This window comes from Luteibacter sp. SG786 (assembly GCF_011759605.1).
Classification (GTDB): Bacteria; Pseudomonadota; Gammaproteobacteria; order Xanthomonadales; family Rhodanobacteraceae; genus Luteibacter.
The window spans coordinates 2,362,782-2,379,669 of record NZ_JAAOYX010000001.1; the positions used below are offsets into that span (position 1 = coordinate 2,362,782).

The 16,888-nt window shown below is 65.8% G+C and carries 15 protein-coding genes; 10 read left to right on the forward strand and 5 right to left on the reverse strand.

Annotated elements, in window-relative coordinates; translation table 11 throughout:
• Window positions 1–26 precede the first annotated feature (26 nt).
• The 3 genes from FHS47_RS10860 (at window position 27) to FHS47_RS20015 (ending at window position 3,209) form a co-directional block, all read left to right on the forward strand.
• Window positions 27–797 carry an SDR family oxidoreductase gene (locus FHS47_RS10860; protein ID WP_167026896.1) on the forward strand — a complete coding sequence of 257 codons (771 nt, stop codon included), beginning with the start codon at window positions 27–29 and terminating at the stop codon, window positions 795–797.
• Between the two features lie 299 nt (window positions 798–1,096).
• Complete coding sequence (locus tag FHS47_RS10870) at window positions 1,097–1,405, forward strand: DUF2950 domain-containing protein (RefSeq protein WP_167026899.1); 309 nt, start codon at window positions 1,097–1,099, stop codon at window positions 1,403–1,405.
• A gap of 4 nt (window positions 1,406–1,409) precedes the next feature.
• Complete coding sequence (locus FHS47_RS20015; protein ID WP_167026902.1) at window positions 1,410–3,209, forward strand: GGDEF domain-containing protein; 1,800 nt, start codon at window positions 1,410–1,412, stop codon at window positions 3,207–3,209.
• A gap of 158 nt (window positions 3,210–3,367) precedes the next feature.
• Here FHS47_RS20015 and ykgO read toward each other — a convergent pair whose 3' ends face one another.
• From ykgO to FHS47_RS10895, 4 genes are all read right to left on the reverse strand, one after another.
• Entirely contained in the window at window positions 3,368–3,493 is a 126-nt protein-coding gene (ykgO, locus tag FHS47_RS10880; protein ID WP_029213509.1) for a type B 50S ribosomal protein L36, read from the reverse strand.
• 157 nt (window positions 3,494–3,650) lie between these two features.
• On the reverse strand, window positions 3,651–4,568 hold the full coding sequence (locus tag FHS47_RS10885) for a LysR substrate-binding domain-containing protein (RefSeq protein WP_167026905.1): 918 nt from the start codon (window positions 4,566–4,568) through the stop codon (window positions 3,651–3,653).
• Window positions 4,569–4,997: 429 nt separating this feature from the next.
• Entirely contained in the window at window positions 4,998–5,633 is a 636-nt protein-coding gene (locus tag FHS47_RS10890; RefSeq protein WP_167026908.1) for a CoA transferase subunit B, read from the reverse strand.
• An 11-nt stretch (window positions 5,634–5,644) separates the two neighbouring features.
• Window positions 5,645–6,364: a CoA transferase subunit A gene (locus tag FHS47_RS10895; protein ID WP_167026911.1), complete on the reverse strand. Its 720-nt coding sequence runs from the start codon at window positions 6,362–6,364 to the stop codon at window positions 5,645–5,647.
• 169 nt (window positions 6,365–6,533) lie between these two features.
• Between FHS47_RS10895 and gndA the strand changes: the two genes are divergently transcribed.
• Both gndA and gspD read left to right on the forward strand, forming a co-directional pair.
• Complete coding sequence (gene gndA, locus FHS47_RS10900) at window positions 6,534–7,946, forward strand: NADP-dependent phosphogluconate dehydrogenase (RefSeq protein ID WP_167026914.1); 1,413 nt, start codon at window positions 6,534–6,536, stop codon at window positions 7,944–7,946.
• Window positions 7,947–8,160: 214 nt separating this feature from the next.
• The gene (gene gspD, locus FHS47_RS10905) at window positions 8,161–10,491 is read left to right on the forward strand and encodes a type II secretion system secretin GspD (protein ID WP_167026917.1); all 2,331 of its coding nucleotides are present in this window, start codon (window positions 8,161–8,163) and stop codon (window positions 10,489–10,491) included.
• A 92-nt stretch (window positions 10,492–10,583) separates the two neighbouring features.
• On the opposite strand, the gene FHS47_RS10910 is transcribed toward gspD, so the two are convergent.
• The gene (locus tag FHS47_RS10910) at window positions 10,584–10,931 is read right to left on the reverse strand and encodes a hypothetical protein (protein ID WP_167026920.1); all 348 of its coding nucleotides are present in this window, start codon (window positions 10,929–10,931) and stop codon (window positions 10,584–10,586) included.
• 183 nt (window positions 10,932–11,114) lie between these two features.
• Between FHS47_RS10910 and FHS47_RS10915 the strand changes: the two genes are divergently transcribed.
• The 5 genes from FHS47_RS10915 to FHS47_RS10935 all read left to right on the forward strand — a co-directional run bounded on the left by FHS47_RS10915 (window position 11,115) and on the right by FHS47_RS10935 (window position 16,879).
• On the forward strand, window positions 11,115–11,816 hold the full coding sequence (locus tag FHS47_RS10915) for an STN domain-containing protein (RefSeq protein WP_167026922.1): 702 nt from the start codon (window positions 11,115–11,117) through the stop codon (window positions 11,814–11,816).
• A complete protein-coding gene (locus tag FHS47_RS10920; protein WP_167026925.1) occupies window positions 11,813–12,346 on the forward strand; it encodes an RNA polymerase sigma factor in 534 nt (177 codons plus the stop codon). Before FHS47_RS10915 ends, FHS47_RS10920 begins: the two co-directional genes overlap by 4 nt.
• A 5-nt stretch (window positions 12,347–12,351) precedes the next feature.
• Complete coding sequence (locus FHS47_RS10925; protein WP_167026928.1) at window positions 12,352–13,317, forward strand: DUF4880 domain-containing protein; 966 nt, start codon at window positions 12,352–12,354, stop codon at window positions 13,315–13,317.
• 136 nt (window positions 13,318–13,453) lie between these two features.
• Window positions 13,454–15,064 carry a ShlB/FhaC/HecB family hemolysin secretion/activation protein gene (locus tag FHS47_RS10930; protein WP_167026931.1) on the forward strand — a complete coding sequence of 537 codons (1,611 nt, stop codon included), beginning with the start codon at window positions 13,454–13,456 and terminating at the stop codon, window positions 15,062–15,064.
• 39 nt (window positions 15,065–15,103) lie between these two features.
• Window positions 15,104–16,879: a MotA/TolQ/ExbB proton channel family protein gene (locus tag FHS47_RS10935; protein ID WP_208381910.1), complete on the forward strand. Its 1,776-nt coding sequence runs from the start codon at window positions 15,104–15,106 to the stop codon at window positions 16,877–16,879.
• The last annotated feature ends 9 nt before the right edge of the window (window positions 16,880–16,888 follow it).

A 16,888-nucleotide genomic window follows, 5' to 3' on the forward strand; every position in this document is an offset into this window, starting at 1 on the left:
TCCGACGTTCAACGGAGGTCACGACCATGAAAATCCTCGTCATCGGCGGCACCGGCCTCATCGGTAGCAAAGTGGTGGAGCGCCTGCGCGCGAAGGGTCACGAAGCGATTGCGGCATCGCCGTCCTCGGGCGTGAATACGCTTACCGGGGAAGGACTGGACGCCGCGATGGCGGGCGTCGATACCGTGCTGGACCTCGCCAATTCGCCGGTTTTCGTAGGGCCACAGGTGCTCGAATTCTTCGAGACGGCGGGCCGCAACCTTGTCGCGGCCGAAAAGCGGGCCGGCGTCACCCATCATGTGGCGTTGTCGGTGGTCGGTGCCGACAGGTTGACCGACAGCGAATACCTCCGCGCGAAGCTGGCGCAGGAGCGGATCGTCGCAACATCCGGTATCCCGTACACCATCGTGCGCTCCACGCAGTTCTTTGAATTTCTCGGTGGCATCGCGCAGTCCGCGGCCTCGAGCGGCAGCCTTACCCTTCCCACGGCGTTCATCCAGCCGATCGCATCGGACGAGGTAGCCGACGCCGTTACCGCCGGCACGCTCGGTACGCCGGTCAACGGCATCGTGGAGATCGGTGGGCCGGAGAAATTTCCCATGGCCGATCTCGTCGCCCGCTTCCTCACGATCGTGAAGGATACGCACGACGTCGTGGGCGACGCGAACGCTCCCTACTTCGGAGCGCGGCTCCAGCCGGATTCCCTTGTCGCGGGGCAGGGTGCCCATCTGGGGAAGATCGATTTCCCGACCTGGCTGAAGACGTCGAAATACGCGCAGTACGCTTCGGCCGCCTGAGAACGGCCGCACCCCGTCCGGTTCGGCATCGTGGGAGCGCTGGCGTGGCTGGCGGTGGGCGTCCCCTTCCTCGTGGGCGTGTGGATCGCCCTGCAGAAGGCCGCCACGCTGGTCTGACCCTGGTCCCGCATTTTCGGTACCTGTCACGCCAGGTATCTGACCTGCGTCGCATTCCCTTCGGCCGGTGCGGTTGGCCTACTACTCCGGGCCGGCGCGGAGGACTATGATCCGCTCGCGAGTGGCCTCGAGGGGAGGTGCGCCGCGAGGGCCGGACAGGCTCCGGCCCAAAGGACGGGCAGATGGGGAAGGTTATCGAATTTCTTGCGCGCGTCGGCAGCGACGCGTCATTGCGTCACGCATCCGCGGACGCGATGCGAACGGCGCTGCTGGAGGCCGGCGTCGACGACGTCGCGTTAGGTGACGCGCTGGCGACGAACGATGGCGACGCTCTTCGTGCCTTGTTTGGCCAGCGGGAATACATCAGTTCGCAACTGCCGGACAGTCCCGCGCGCGAAGAGGATCCGTTCGATGGCGAGGACGACGACGACGACACGGACGTTCCCCCGGAAAGCATCTCCCGCACGCCATCCGCGGATCCCACCGGCTGATGCCGTGAGACGCACCTTGCGCCATGCGCTACCGATGCTCGCCGCCGTGCTGCTGGTGGTCTGCACGGCATCGCGCGCGGCGACGGACGAGTCGGCCAATCCTTCGTCCACCGACGCGATCCTGGATCGGGCGGACGCCATCAAGATCACGGATTTCCAGACGTTCGGCCATCTGGTGGACGATCTGGCAACGCGCGACGCGAAGCTGGCATCGCTCCAGCACTGGAAGCTGCGCTTCCTCCAGGGATGGCGGTACACCTGGATCGGCGACTACGAGAACGGACGGAAAGCATTGGAAGAGGTGGCGGACAATGCCACCGACAGCGTGTTGCGCTTCCGCGCGACCGCCACGCTGATCAATCTTCTCGGCGTGGGGCATCGCTACCAGGAAGCCTTCGTGCGGCTCGGCCAGTTGCAGGACCTGATGCCATCCATTCGCGATCGCAAGGCGCGTTTCCAGGGGCTGGGCGAGGCGTCGCAGCTGCTCAGTTCCGCCGGCCAGTTCGAGCAGGCCGAAGCGTATGCGCGCGAAATGATGGAAAACCCGCCGCCCGGCCAGACGAACTGCGTCGGCGCACAGCACCTGTTGCGCGCGCAGCGCGAGGCGAATCGCCTCAAGACGCTGGATCCGATGTATTTCCGAGCCATCGAGGTCTGCGATGCGACGGGCAACGATGTTTTCGCGGACACGATGCGCGCCGATATCGCGGCCTTCCAACTGGGCCAGGGGAAGGCGGCGGAAGCGGTGAAGTTGCTCACGGAGTCGCGCGACGGCCTGCGCACGCTGAACTATCCCGCGTTGCTTACGGAATACGACGCCACGCTCGCGCAGGCGTATCTGAAGTTGGGCGATCTTGCCAATGCGCGCCGCTTCGGGCTGTCCGCGGTGGCGGCCTCGATCAAGGGCGAATTCACCGATCCGCGGCGCATGGGGTACTGGGTTCTTTACGAAGTGGAGCGACGCCTGGGCAATGCGCAGGCCGCGCTGGATTACCACGAGAAATACATGCAAGCCGACAAGGCTTACCTCAACGACGTGAGCGCGCGCAGCCTCGCTTTCCAGATCGTGGATCAGCAACTGCTGGCCAGGAAGGCGGAGGTCGACGCGCTGAACAAACAGAACGAGATCCTTCGCCTCACGGGTGCGCTGGACAGGAAGGAAGTGGAAACGGGCCGTCTGTACATCGTGGTGCTGCTCGCCAGCCTCGGTGCGATCGGTTGGCTGCTGTTGTGGTTGCGGCGTTCGCAGTTGCGCTTCATGAAGCTGGCGCGTCGCGACGGCCTCACGGGCATCTGCAACCGCGAGCATTTCGTGGACCAGGCGCAACGCGTGCTCGCCTACGGCGCGCGTTCGGACCGCGGCGCATGCCTGATCCTGTTCGACCTGGATCACTTCAAGACGGTGAACGACACCTACGGGCACGCGGTGGGCGACGAAGTGCTCAAGCGCGCGGTGGACGTCTGCCGCCGCGCACTTCACGCGTGCGACGTGTTCGGCCGACTGGGAGGCGAGGAATTCGCGGTGCTGCTGCCCGATTGCAGTCCAGCGCAGGCTCGCGCCCGCGCGGAGCAGTTGCGCCTCTCGATCGCGGCCACCTCCGCCACACAGGCGCGGCCCGAGCTCACGGCCACGGCCAGCTTCGGCATCGCGAGCACCACGCAATGCGGGTTCGAGCTGCACCGGCTGCTCGTGGTGGCCGACGCCGCGCTGTACCGCGCGAAGCGGGCAGGGCGCAACTGCGTGTTCATGGGCGACACGGGAGATATCCCGGATTCGCCCTATCTGAGCGAGGCGCGCGGTTAGGGGGCTGTGGTAGTCGACCCGCTCTGTGTGGGAGCCGGCTCTGCCGGCGATCCCGCGGCAGCGGGCAAGCTTGTCGCGAGCACCCATCGCCGCTGAAGCGGCTCCCACAAAAAAAGGCCGCTTTCGCGGCCTTCTTTCTCAAGCACGTCGCAGCTGGATCAGCGCTGACGGGCCTTGAAACGCGGGTTGCTCTTGCAGATCACGAACACTTTGCCGCGACGGCGAACGACTTTGCAGTCACGGTGACGCGACTTCGCGGACTTCAAAGAGGAAAGCACCTTCACGGCCAGCTCCTGAAACTTTAAGGACAAGGAAAAACGGAATTGTAGCGGCTTGTTATGCCGCCCGCAAGCTTGATATAGGGGCGCGGATGGCGGCCGTGGTGCACCTGGCGAAAAGCCGTCGTACCCGGCGCGGGCATAAAACGCGCAGGGCGCGCTCCTACGGGCCCAGGCCCAGCTTCGACCGCGCTTCGCGGATGGTGCGCAGGAAGCTGTCCAGCACGGGCGACGTATTGTCCACGCGGGACGCCACCGCCAGCAACAGGTGGGCTTCCGGGTCGTCCACCGGCACGAAGGCCAGGCCCTTCAGGTGCACCACGCGGAGCGATGCCGGAACCAGGGCCACGCCGAGCCCGGCGGCCACAAGAGGGAGCAGGGAAGGAATCTGCTGGGCTTCCTGGCGTATCTGTGGGCGGAAACCGGCCTTGTTGGCGAGCAGTGCCAGCCGGTCGTTCAGGGTCGCCGCCTGGGCGCGGGGCGGGGCCACGAACCGCTCGCCGGCCAGATCGGCCATGCGCAAGAGCGGCTGCTTCGCCAGCCGGTGGCCCGCCGGCATGGCGATCACCAGCGGTTCGTGGTCGATCACCTCGACATTGAGCTGGCGTGTGTTCGCGACACCCTCCGGGTGGGCCCGCAGCAGTCCCACGTCGATCTGTCCGGCCAGGATGGCGTCGTACTGGGCGCCGGTGAACATTTCGCCCAGGTGCAGGCTCACGCCGGGAACCGCATGGGAGAAGCGGAGCAGGGTCTCGGGCAGCGCCGGATGGAAGGAAACCGATACGGCATAGGCCAGGCGAAGATGGCCGGTGAACCCGGCCGCCGCCTCGGCCACCACCGTGCGGGCGCTGTCGGCGCGCGCGAGGATCGCCTTGGCTTCCGCGAGGAAAAGCCGGCCCGGCTCCGTGAGGGCGACCCGGCGGCGATTGCGGTCGAGCAGGCGCACACCGAGGTCGGCCTCAAGCGATTGTATCTGCTGGGAGAGCGGGGGCTGGGAAATGTGCAGGCGTTGCGCCGCCTGGGTGAAGCTGAGGGTCTCGGCGACCTCGACGAAGTAGCGGAGTTGGCGGAGGTCGAACATAGTCGGTTTACGAATAAGTGAGTGCCGAAATATATATTGGCCGGAATTTCCTAGGAAATCTATGATTCACCTCGACTTGCCACCAACCCCTCCCCCTGGGTCGGCAAGTCCCTCGCCCCGCATCGACGCTAACTACCGGCATCCGGCCTACCTCCCCCCCGAGGCCCATGCTGAGGCGTCCTCTGCGGGGCGACTTCTTTTCTGCGCCAGGAAACCCGGTGGGAGCCGGCGATAGCATGGCGGCCTTATCGCGAGCACCCATCGCCGCTGAAGCGGCTCCCACAGAGAGCCGGCCCGCTCTGCATGCGAGCCGGCCTGCTCTGTGTGAGAGCCCGGCCTGCTCTGTGTGGGAGCCGGCTATGCCGGCGATCCCGCGGCAGCGGGCAAGCTTGCCGCGAGCACCATGACCGCCGAAGCGACTCCTAAAGGTCACACCTTCGAGGTGAAATCGCACCCTGTGCCGGCGCGAACCTGGGCCTCGTCCACGCCGGGAGCCAGTTCCTTCAACTCGAGGCCGTCCGGTCCCACGTCGAACACCGCCAGGTCGGTGATGATCCGGTTGACCACGCCCTTGCCCGTGAGGGGCAGGGTGCATTCGGTGAGGATCTTCGGCGAGCCGTCTTTTGCCATGTGTTCCATGAGCACGACCACGCGTTTCACGCCGGCCACGAGGTCCATGGCGCCACCCATGCCCTTCACCATTTTCCCGGGCACCATCCAATTCGCGATGTCGCCGTCGCAGGTGACCTGCATGGCGCCGAGGATGGAGATGTCGATATGTCCGCCGCGGATCATCGCGAAGGAATCGGCGCTGGAAAAATACGACGCGCCGGGACGTGCGGTGACCGTCTGCTTGCCGGCGTTGATCAGGTCGGCGTCCACTTCGTCGTCGGTCGGGAAGGGGCCGATGCCGAGCAGTCCGTTCTCGGATTGCAGCCAGACGTCGACGCCGTCGGGCAAGTGGTTCGCCACCAGCGTCGGCAAGCCGATGCCGAGGTTCACATAGTCGCCGTCGGAGAGTTCCAGGGCGGCGCGCTGCGCCATCTGTTCGCGGGTCCAGGCCATGGTGGGTCTCCTCAGGCGCGCACGGTGCGCTGTTCGATGCGCTTGGACGGCGCGGGATTGTGCACGATGCGATCGACGTAGATGCCCGGCGTGTGGACCTGGTCGGGGTCCAACTCGCCTACCTCGACCATGATCTCCACCTCGGCGATGCAGACCTTGCCGGCCGTCGCCACCATCGGATTGAAGTTGCGCGCCGTCTTCCGGTAGACGAGGTTGCCCGACGGGTCGGCCTTCCACGCCTTCACCAGGGCCACGTCGGCCACGATGGAGCGCTCCATCACGTACATGTGCCCGTCGAATTCGCGCGTTTCCTTGCCTTCGGCCACCTGGGTGCCGTAGCCGGTGCGGGTGAAGAAGGCCGGGATGCCGGCGCCACCGGCACGCAGTTTCTCCGCGAGTGTGCCCTGCGGGGTGAACTCCACCTCCAGTTCACCTGCGAGGAACTGCCGTTCGAATTCCTTGTTCTCGCCCACGTACGACGAGATCATCTTGCGGATCTGACGGGTGGCCAGCAGCTGGCCCAGGCCCACGCCGTCGATGCCGGCGTTGTTGGAGACGGCGGTGAGGCCGGTGACGCCGGAGTCGCGCAGCGCCTCGATCAGCAGTTCCGGTATGCCGCAGAGGCCGAAGCCGCCGACGGCGACGGTCTGCCCGTCGGCCACGAGACCGGCCAGTGCCTCGCGGGCGCTGGCGACGCGTTTGTCGCGAGAGCGCGACTTCACCTGGTTCATGCGTATCGATTCCATCCGGGCGGTGCCACCGCCGGTTCGCCGCCCATGATAGCCGAGCCCGGGAAAAGCCTTCGCCGCAGTGCGGGAAACTTGCAAGAACCCTGGCCATGTTGGCGCTTTGATGGAGAACGTCGCATCCTCACCCCTTCCCCGAACCGGAGTACCGCCCGTGAGCAAGCAAAAGATCGGCGTGATCGGCATGGCCGTCATGGGGCGCAACCTTGCCTGGAATATCGAGAGCCGCGGTCATGCGGTATCCATCTTCAACCGCAGCCGCGAGAAGACGGACGAGGTGATGGCCGCCAGTCCGGGCAGGAAGCTGGTGCCCTCGTATACCCTCGAGGACTTCGTGGATTCCCTGGAGAAGCCGCGCCGCATCCTGCTCATGGTGCAGGCCGGCGCGGGTACGGACGCGGTGATCGAACAGCTGCGCCCCCTGCTGGACAAGGGCGACATCCTGATTGACGGCGGCAACACCTATTACAAGGACACCGTGCGGCGCGGCGACGAGCTGGCCGCGGACGGCCTGCACTTTATCGGCACCGGCGTCTCGGGCGGTGAGGAAGGTGCGCTGAAGGGCCCCTCCATCATGCCGGGCGGCCCCCGCGACGCCTACGACCTGGTGGCGCCCATCCTCACCGAGATCGCGGCCCGGGCGCCCGACGGCGAACCCTGCGTCATCTACATCGGACCGGGCGGCGCCGGACACTACGTGAAGATGGTGCACAACGGCATCGAATACGGCGACATGCAGCTGATCGCGGAAAGCTACGCGGTGCTGAAGCACGTGGCCGGACTCTCCAACGACGAGCTTGCCGATGTCTACAGCGAATGGAACGAAGGCGAACTCGACAGCTTCCTCATCGAGATCACCTCGAAGATATTCCGCCGCAAGGACGAGAAGAGCGGCAAGATGCTGGTGGACATGATCCTCGACCGCGCCGCGCAGAAAGGCACGGGCAAGTGGACAAGCCAGAGTGCACTCGATCTCGGCGTGCCGTTGACCCTCATCACCGAATCGGTGTTCGCGCGCGTGCTTTCCTCGATGAAGGACGAGCGCGTCGCCGCCAGCCGCCAACTCGTCGGACCGAACGCGGAAGCCTTCGCAGGGGACCGCAAGGCGTTCATCGAATCGGTGCGGCGCGCACTGTACATGAGCAAGATCATCTCGTACGCCCAGGGTTTCGCGCAGTTGCGCGCGGCTTCGGACGAGAACCGCTGGAACCTCGACTACGGCGGCATCGCGAAGATCTTCCGCGCCGGTTGCATCATCCGCGCGCGCTTCCTGCAGAAGATCACCGATGCCTATCGCAATGATGGCGCGCTGAAAAACCTGCTGTTGGACCCGTATTTCCGCGACGTGGCGCAATCGTACCAGGCCGCCTTGCGCGAGGTGGTGGGCGAGGCGGTGCGCGTGGGCGTGCCGGTGCCTGGCTTCTCGGCCGCGGTCGCCTACTATGACAGCTACCGGGCGGAGACTTTGCCGGCCAACCTCATCCAGGCGCAGCGGGACTTCTTCGGGGCACACACCTTCGAGCGTGTGGACGAGAAGGGCAGCTTCCATGCGGAATGGGCGCCGTAGGCGCCCAGGGATCCGGATGGCATACACGCTCGTTGCGCGGATATGTCGGCTGCATTTCAGGGAACTATTAAATTTGCGCCCATGTCGAATCCCGTGAAGCAGGTCAGCCACGGGGTGCTAGCGCTGTAAGGACCCTCCCTTTAGAGTTGGCGGATCGGCAGCAGGCCAGGGGTCGAAAGTTTGTGCCGCGTCCAACGAGGGAGTACGTTGTTCCATGCCTAGAAGTTCCCTGATTGCCGCTACCGCGCTGGCGGTTGCGCTGGCCGGCTGCACGACGCTGCCACAGCCGCGCGACGACGGATCGCTGCAGCGCGAGGCGCTGGCCGGCACCGAAAAGCCTGCTCCGCGTCCGTTGACGCTTCCCGACTCCAATCCGCCGGTGCAACCGGCGGCCGCGCCGGACATCACCACGGGCACGGGTGAATTCGTGAAGCCGGTGGGCCTGGCCAAGCCCAAGCCGGTGGCGGCGGGTGCGGGCACGGTCACCTTCAATTTCGAGAACCAGCCGGTGGAATCGGTGGTCAAGGCGATCCTCGGCGACCTGCTGCACGAGAACTACTCGATCGTTCCGGGTGTGCAGGGCAACGTGTCGTTCTCCACCTCGCAGCCGGTTACCAGCGAGCAGGCACTGCCAATCCTGGAAACGCTGCTGTCCTGGACGGGCAACGCGTTGGTGCAGACCAACGGCCGCTATGTGGTGATGCCGGCCAAGGACGCCGTGGCGGGCAACCTCGTGCCCAGCATCGGGGCCACGGCACCGCCGGGCGGCCTGCAAGCCCGCCTGTTCCCGCTGCGCTTCATCTCGGCCACCGAGATGCAGAAGCTCATCAAGCCGTTCGCGCGGCCCGACGCCACCTTGCTGGCCGACCCGACGCGCAACGTGCTGGTAATGGCGGGCACGCCGACCGAACTGGACAACTACGAACGCACGGTGAAGACCTTCGACGTCGACTGGCTGCGCGGCATGTCGGTTGGCGTGTTCAGCCTGCAGCGGGCCGAAGTGAAGGAACTTACGCCCACCCTCGACAAGCTGTTCGGCGAGAAGGGCAATACGCCCATGGCAGGGCTGTTGCGCTTCATTCCCATCGAGCGCACCAATTCGCTCGTGGTGATCAGCCCGCAGCCCGCGTACCTGGAAGAAGTGCGCAGCTGGATCGACCGCATCGACCGCGGCGGCGGCAACGAGCCGCAGCTGTACGTGTACGACGTGCGCAACGTCCAGGCGTCCGACCTGGCCCAGTACCTCTCCGATATCTATGGCGGCGGCTCCGGCGGCGGGCGTTCCGGTGACAACGGTGGTCGCGTGGGCCCCGGATTGAGTTCCGGCACGCTCGGCGGCAGCGACAGCGACTTGGGTAACCGCGACGGTTCCGGGCTAGGAAGCACCACGGGCGCGTTCGGCAACAGTGGTTCGTCGGGGTCCAGCCTTCTGAACACCACGAACAACAACGGTCTCACCGGCTCGTCGTCGGGCATGAACGGCGGTTCGTCGTTCGGTTCCTACGGGGCGAACAGCAGCAGCAGCGGCTTCGGCGACGATTCGTCGTCGCGTCGCCAGCACAGCGGCCCCGTGACCACCGACGACGGCGTGCGCATCACCTCGGTGGATTCGAACAACCAGCTCATGGTGCGCTGCCGGCCGTCGCAGTGGGCGGAGATCGAGCAAGCGATCAAGCGTCTCGATGCTGTGCCGCTGCAGGTGCAGATCGAGACACGCATTCTCGAGGTGGCGTTGACCGGCCAGTTCCAGTTCGGCGTGCAGTGGTACCTGGAGGGGCTGGTCGGTGGCACGAACGGCACGGTCGGTCAGCCGGGCAACAAGCAGCAGTGGGCGCTGGGCGACGGCGGCAATACGTTCAACCAGGGCAAGGACGCGTTCTTCTATTCGTTCGTGAACAATAATCTCTCGGTCGCCCTGCGCGCGATGGAAACCAGCGGCAACACGAAAACGCTGTCTGCTCCGTCCCTGGTGGTCCTGAACAACCAGAAGGCGCACATCCAGGTCGGCGACCAGATTCCGATCACGCAGACCTACGTGAATACCAACGCCAATTCGGACAACACGATCGGCCAGGTGGAATACAAGGACACCGGCGTGATCCTCAACGTGCGTCCCCGTGTGAATCCGGGCGGCCTCGTGTACCTCAACATCAACCAGGTGGTGAGCGCGCCGGGCCAGAGGGACACGGCCACGAACAACTTCCCCATCCAGCAGCGCGAAGTCGCCACGCAAGTGGCGGTGCAGAGTGGCCAGACAGTGCTCCTGGGCGGCCTGATCAAGCAGCAGGAAGGGGTGACGGATACAGGCATTCCCGGGCTCAATCGCATACCTGTCATCGGACGCCTCTTCGGCTCCACCGCCCGCAACCGCGATCGCACGGAACTCATCGTGCTGATCACGCCGCGTGTCATCACGAACGGCAACGAAGCGAAGCAGGTCACCGACGAGTACCAGCAGAAGTTCGAATCGCTGCGCCCGTACCGTGGCGAAGCAAGGCTGGGCAGCGGCGAACCCACGGTGACGGTGCCGCTCAACAAGCCTTGATGCATGTGGGAGTCGCTTCAGCGGCGATCGTGCTTGCGGCAAGCCTGCCCGCTGCCGCGGGATCGCCGGCATAGCCGGCTCCCACATGTTTTTCAGTGAACCAGTGGATTCGGGTAGCTCACCTTCGGCCGGTACGGCTGCACCGAGTTGCCGAGATTCGGCCCCATGCGGTTGCGAAGTCCGCTGGCGTTGTAGAGGCCTAGCGTATTGCTCGGTCGCTGCGCCGGATCGGTTTGCAGGGCGGCTGCGGGCGGTGAGGGCGCGGCCGTCATCAGCCGCGTGAGACAGGCGTAAGACAGGCCGACAGACGATCCCGGCGCCGGATTGACACAGCCGCTTTCTGCCGACGCATGGACGGCCGGCAGGTCCACGACCTGCGCGACGACGGCGACAGGTGCCGTCATCAGCACAACGCCCACCATGCCGGACCGGATACGCATCGACTTTCTCCGTGACGCCCGTGCAAGGCATATCACGTAACCGGTTGCAGCTGTAAGCAAAGCGGCTGGCGTCATGGTCCTGTCATTAATCATGTCACCGCTCTTGCGCCGTTCTGTCATCCGGCGCACCTAGCCTTCACCTCGAAGACGAGGTCCCGTACCGCCCACGCGTGAGGAATGAACGTGGCACGCAGCGTCGTCGCGCTCGTCGCGTGCATGGTCCTGCTCGCGCCCATGGCATGCACGGCGAGGGAACAGGCCTCCACGGAACAGCCACAGGGGTCGGAAGGAGCGTATGCGCCCAAGCGCTTCGATATCGAGGCACAAGCTCTCGCCACGGCCCTGCGCGCCTTCAGCGAGGCATCGGGCACGGCCGTGCTTTTCGACGATGTCCTTGTGGCGGACAGGCAGACGCGCGGCCTGCACGGTGAGACGTCGCCACACAACGCACTGCGCATCCTTCTCGTCGGCACGGGCCTCGAGGCCCGGTTCTCGTCCGTGAACGCCGTTACCGTCACGTTGCAGTCGTCCCCGACAGCTGATACGGCGCCGGCGCCGGATGCGGAGCCGCCCCCCGTGCTCGACGACCGTGCCGCCCGTGTCCTGCAATCGGCGATCGAACGCGCGCTTTGCAGCCATGCTTCGACACGCCCCGGCTCCTTTCGCCTTGCCATGCAGTTGTGGATCGATGCCACGGGAAGCGTGAGCAAAGCCATCGCATTGGCGCCGTCGGACCAACCGGCGAGGGACGACGACGTGCTGGCGGCGGTACAAGCCGTGCGTGTGGCCGGCACCTTCCATCGTTTCAGTCCCGTGACGATTCTGCTTGCGTCGGACCGCGGCCTTTCCGACCCCTGTGCAGCGTCGCGCGGGCGGGAGGGATGACCGTGGAGACCACACTGCTCGGCACCTTCCTCGACAATTACGACGACTTTCGCAGGCGACTTCGCCGGCGGCTGCGCTCCGACGACATCGTGGACGACGTGTTGCAGGAGACTTATCTGAGAGTCGAGCGGGCGGCACCGCTTCCGGGGAATCCCACCGCGTATCTTTTCCGCATGGCGCTGAACCTGGCGGTGGATCATCACCGCGGTGCCGGTCGCCTGTTGACCGGCGTGGAGGTGGAGGAGCTGCTACATGGTGTGGACGATCCGGCCGACCCACCCACCGTACTGGCCTCGCGCCAGGACCTGGAGGCGCTCGGCGCAGCACTCGACGCCCTGACCCGCCGTCAGCGCGAGATCCTCATCGCGGCCCGGGTCGACGAGCTGCCGCATGCGGACATCGCGGCGCGTTACGGCATTTCGGTGCGCATGGTCGGCAAGGAGTTGCGGAAGGCCCTTGAGACCTGTGCCACAAAAGTGGGGCGCCGTTCTTTCCAGCGGTTCGGTCCCGGCGCGGGCGATCCGTCTTGAGCGGTATGGGAACCACCAGCACCAATGAAAGCGAGCGTCAGGCGAGGGCCTGGCTCGTCCATCTGACCTCGGGCACGGCCACGCGCGAGGACGGCGAGGCGTTCCGTCGCTGGTGCCTTTCCGACGCGCGGCACGCCGAGGCATTCGCGCGGGTGCGCAGCATGTGGGAACACCTGGGTCCCGCCATCGCCGAATGCGACCGGGCGGTCCGGAGCGCGCGGGCGGTTCCGCGCCACGGCGTGCGCATGGGAAGGCGCGTCTTCCTGGCAACAGCGGTGACCGCATCGGTGGCGGCGGTGCTGGTCGGTCGCCACGGCCTGGATCTGGGAAGGTATGGCGCCGGCGCGGGACGCCTGCACACCGCCGTAGGCGAGCAACGCCGGGTCGAGGTGGTTCCCGGCGTGGTCGTCGAAATGAATACGGGCACCGACATCGGCTTGCACAGGACCGGTAACGTCGTCACCGGCCTGCGCTTGCGCCAGGGCGAAGCGGTTGTACGCATCGAAGCTTCACGAAGGACGCCGTTCCTCGTCCAGGTGGCGGATGCGCGGCTGGATTCCAGCCCGGGCTCTTCCTTCGCCGTGCGTTGCATCGACAACGAATCGGCGGTGACCTGTCTGGATGGCACGACGGTCCTTTCGCGCGGCGCCACGCAGACGCTGGTGAAGCCGGCGCAACAGGTAGCGTTCGACGATCGCGGCGTGGCGCCCGTAGTGGCGGTGAATCCGGCCACCGCGTTGGCATGGCGCGACCGCGTGCTGATCTACGACAACCAGCCGCTGGCCGACGTGGTGGCGGACATCAATCGTTATCGCCCCGGGCGCATCGTGATCACCGACCGCGCGCTGGCCGAACGCCGGGTCCATGCGCGCTTCACTCTCGACCAGATGGCCGATGTCGCCACGCTGATCGAAGACGCCTACGGTGCGCATGCAACCCATCTTCCCGGCGGCTGGGTGCTGTTGAGCTGAGTCTGTTCCGATCCTCACGGCGCGTTCGGTGAATTTTTTGTGACACCGGTTCAGTGCCACCCGCGTCCATGCGTCTTGTGGGCAAACGGAACAGCAGGGGATCGAGCGTGCAAGCACGAGCAACAGGGGTGGATGCATGAGGCGTGTCGTCGCCCGCCGCGGGGTGCACGCGCTTGCGCTGGCTGTATGCCTTGGCCTCGCTGCGAATGCATCGGCGCAGGATGTGCCCGCCGCGTTCGACGTCAACGAGTACGTCGTCGACGGCAACACCACGCTGCAGCCGCTGGACGTCGAGACGGCGATCTATCCGTTCATGGGCCCGGGCAAGACGATGTCCGACGTGACGGCGGCCCGAGACGCGTTGCAGAAGGCCTACCAGGCGCATGGCTACCAGTCGGTGGTGGTGGACCTGCCGCAGCAACAGGTGAGGGGAGGAGTCATTCGCTTCCAGGTCACCGAGAACGTCATCGGCCGCGTTCGCGTCGAAGGCGCCACCTATCGCTCCCCCAAGGACATTCGCGAGGCGGTGCCCGCCTTGCGGGAGGGCGAGGTTCCGGATTTCCGTGAGGCGCAGCAACAGCTGACCGACGTGAATCGCCACAGCGGCGCGCAAGTCCTGCCCGTCCTCACGCCGGGAAAGCTGCCGCAGACGATGGACGTGACCCTGAAGGTGACGGACGCCTCGCCGCTGCATGCGAGCCTGGAAGTCAACAACGACCACAGCGTGAACACGCCCGAGCTACGCACCGTGGCCAGCGTGCGCGACGACAATCTGTTTCAGAAAGGCCAGGCCGCCTCACTCACCTATATCGTGGCGCCGCAGGATCGCAACGCGGCCGAGGTCTGGGCCGGCTCGTACCTGGTGCCATTGGGAGGCGAGTGGAGCCTGCTCGCCTCGGCCTATAAGTCGAACAGCAATGCGAACGCGGTGGGTGGCACCACGGTGCTCGGCAAGGGCAACGCATTCGGTTTCAGTCTCGTGCGTACGCTCGCGACGCATGGCGAGTACTCGCAGTCGCTCTCGCTGGGCCTGACGCGCAAGCACTTCGACCAGAACATCCGCCTGGGCGAGCAGACCTCGAAAGCGCCGATCACGTACATCCCGCTCAACGTCACCTATCAGGGACAGTCGATCGGCGAACGTTCGTCCAGCACCATCGCCATCGGGGGCACGTTCGGATTCCGCGCCGGCGGCAGCAGCGCGGCGGAATTCGACAACCAGCGGTACAAGGCCCGGGCCAATTTTTTCTATGTGAAGGTCGACGGCGGTCATACCCGCACGCTGGACAGCGGCTTCACGCTGGCGGGGCGCCTTGGCTTGCAGCTGTCCAATTCGTCGCTGATCTCCAGCGAGCAGTACGCGGCCGGCGGAGAGAGCACGGTGCGTGGCTACCTCGAGGCGGAGCAGACGGCCGACCACGGTGCCATCGGCTCACTGGAAGTGCGATCGCCGTCGCTCGCTTCGCACCTCGGCGACTGGGTGAACGACCTGCGCCTGCACGCCTTTGTCGATGCCGCGCACCTCGTGCTGATGAACGCGTTGCCCAGCCTCGTCGATCCGGCGAAGCCGGAAGCCGGAAGCAGGCGCGTGAGCAGCTACAACCTTTCCAGCGCGGGTCTCGGCACCCGCTTCCAGATATTCAACATCGCCACCGGTGCGTTCGAGGTCGCCTATCCGTTCAAGGACGGGCAGGCCACGCGTGCCCACGACACGCGCATTCATTTTTCGCTCAAGGCAGACCTCTGACCGGCAGGTCGGACTTCCAGACATTCCAGGGGTAATACCGTGAACCGATTCTTGCTACTGACCTGCTTGCTTCTCCTCGGCTGGATGCCGTCCGCCCACGCGGATGCCTCGTGGTGGAACCAGGATTTCGCCTTCCGCAAGGCGATCACCATCGACACGACGGCGAAGGGCGGCAACGTGACCACGGCGGCAGGTCGCGTGCCGCTGCTGGTTCGCCTGCATTCGGGCAACTTCACCTTCGACGGTGTGTCCGAGAGCGGTGCCGACGTGCGTTTCGTCGCGTCCGACGACAAGACCCCCCTGAACTACCAGATCGAGAGTTTCGATCCGGTGTTGGGTGTCGCGCTGGTGTGGGTGGACGTGCCGCAGCTCGCCGCGGACAGCCAGCAGCAGATCTGGATGTATTACGGAAACCCGAAGGCCCAGGGCGGCGAGAAGGCCGGCGCGGTGTTCGATGCCGACTATGCTGCCGTCTATCACTTCGAGGAGGCGGCGGGTACGCCACCGAACGACGCCACGGCCTATGCCAACAACGCCGTCGGCAACGACATCCTCACGGCGGACGGTATCGTCGGCAAGGCTGCACGCTTCGACGGCTCGAAGGTCGTGACCCTTCCCGGCAGCGTGTCGATGAACGTGGCCGAGGGCGGCAGCTTCACCTTCAGCGCCTGGGTGAAGCCGGATCCGATGCCGGCGGGCCGCGCTTTGCTGTATGCGCGCCACCAGGGCGAGCAGAAGCTGCTGGTCGGGCTCGACAACGGCGTGCCCTTCGCCCAGGTGAACGATGCCACCACCACCGCCGGCGATGCCGTCAAGCCGGGCGGCTGGACGCATATCGCCGTCACGGCGAATGGGAACGACATCGTGTTGTATGTGGACGGCCGCCCGTACGCGAAGCTCGACGCGAAGCTGCCGGCCATGACCAGCCAGGCCACCCTTGGCGGCGATGTCGCCGGTCGGCCCGAGGCCACGGTGCCGTTCACTGGCATGCTCGACGAGGTGCGGCTGTCGCGGGTCGCCCGCTCGGCGACGCTCATCGCCGTGGACGCGCAGACGCAAGGAGCCGAGTCGAAGCTGCTTACCTACGGCGCCGACGAGAAGCAGTCCGGGGTGGGATTCGGCTATTTCGGCATCATCGTGAAGTCGGTCACCGCCGACGCGTGGGTGGTGATCGCGATCCTGCTCGTGATGGCCGCCATTTCCTGGCTGGTGATGTGGCAGCGCGCCGCCTACGTGAACAAGGTGAGCCGCGCGAACGAGGAGTTCCTCGAGGCGTTCCGCCAGCAGGGCCGCAACATCCTTGCGCTTTCGCGTGATCCGGCGGCGGCGCGTCTCGGCGACGCATCGCTCTACCGTCTGTACAAGGTCGGGGCGGCGGAGGTCTGGAGCCGCCGCGACGAGGACGGGCACGACCACATCGCGTCGGAGTCCATCGAGGCCATTCGCGCCACCATGGACTCGGTGCTGGTGCGCGAGAACCAGGCACTGGCGAAATCGATGGTCTTGCTGACCATCGCCATTTCCGGCGGACCGTTCCTCGGCCTGCTCGGTACCGTCGTCGGCGTGATGATCACCTTCGCGGCCATCGCGGCGGCGGGCGACGTCAACGTGAACGCCATCGCGCCAGGAATCGCCGCCGCATTGCTGGCCACGGTCGCCGGCTTGTTCGTCGCGATTCCCGCCCTTTTCGGCTACAACTACCTGTTGATCCGCAACAAGAACGTCACCGCGAACATGCAGGTGTTCGTCGACGAGTTCGTGACGCGGCTGGCGGAACAGCAGCGCATCTCCAAGCCTTCGGCAGTCCCGGCCTGAGGAGGCACC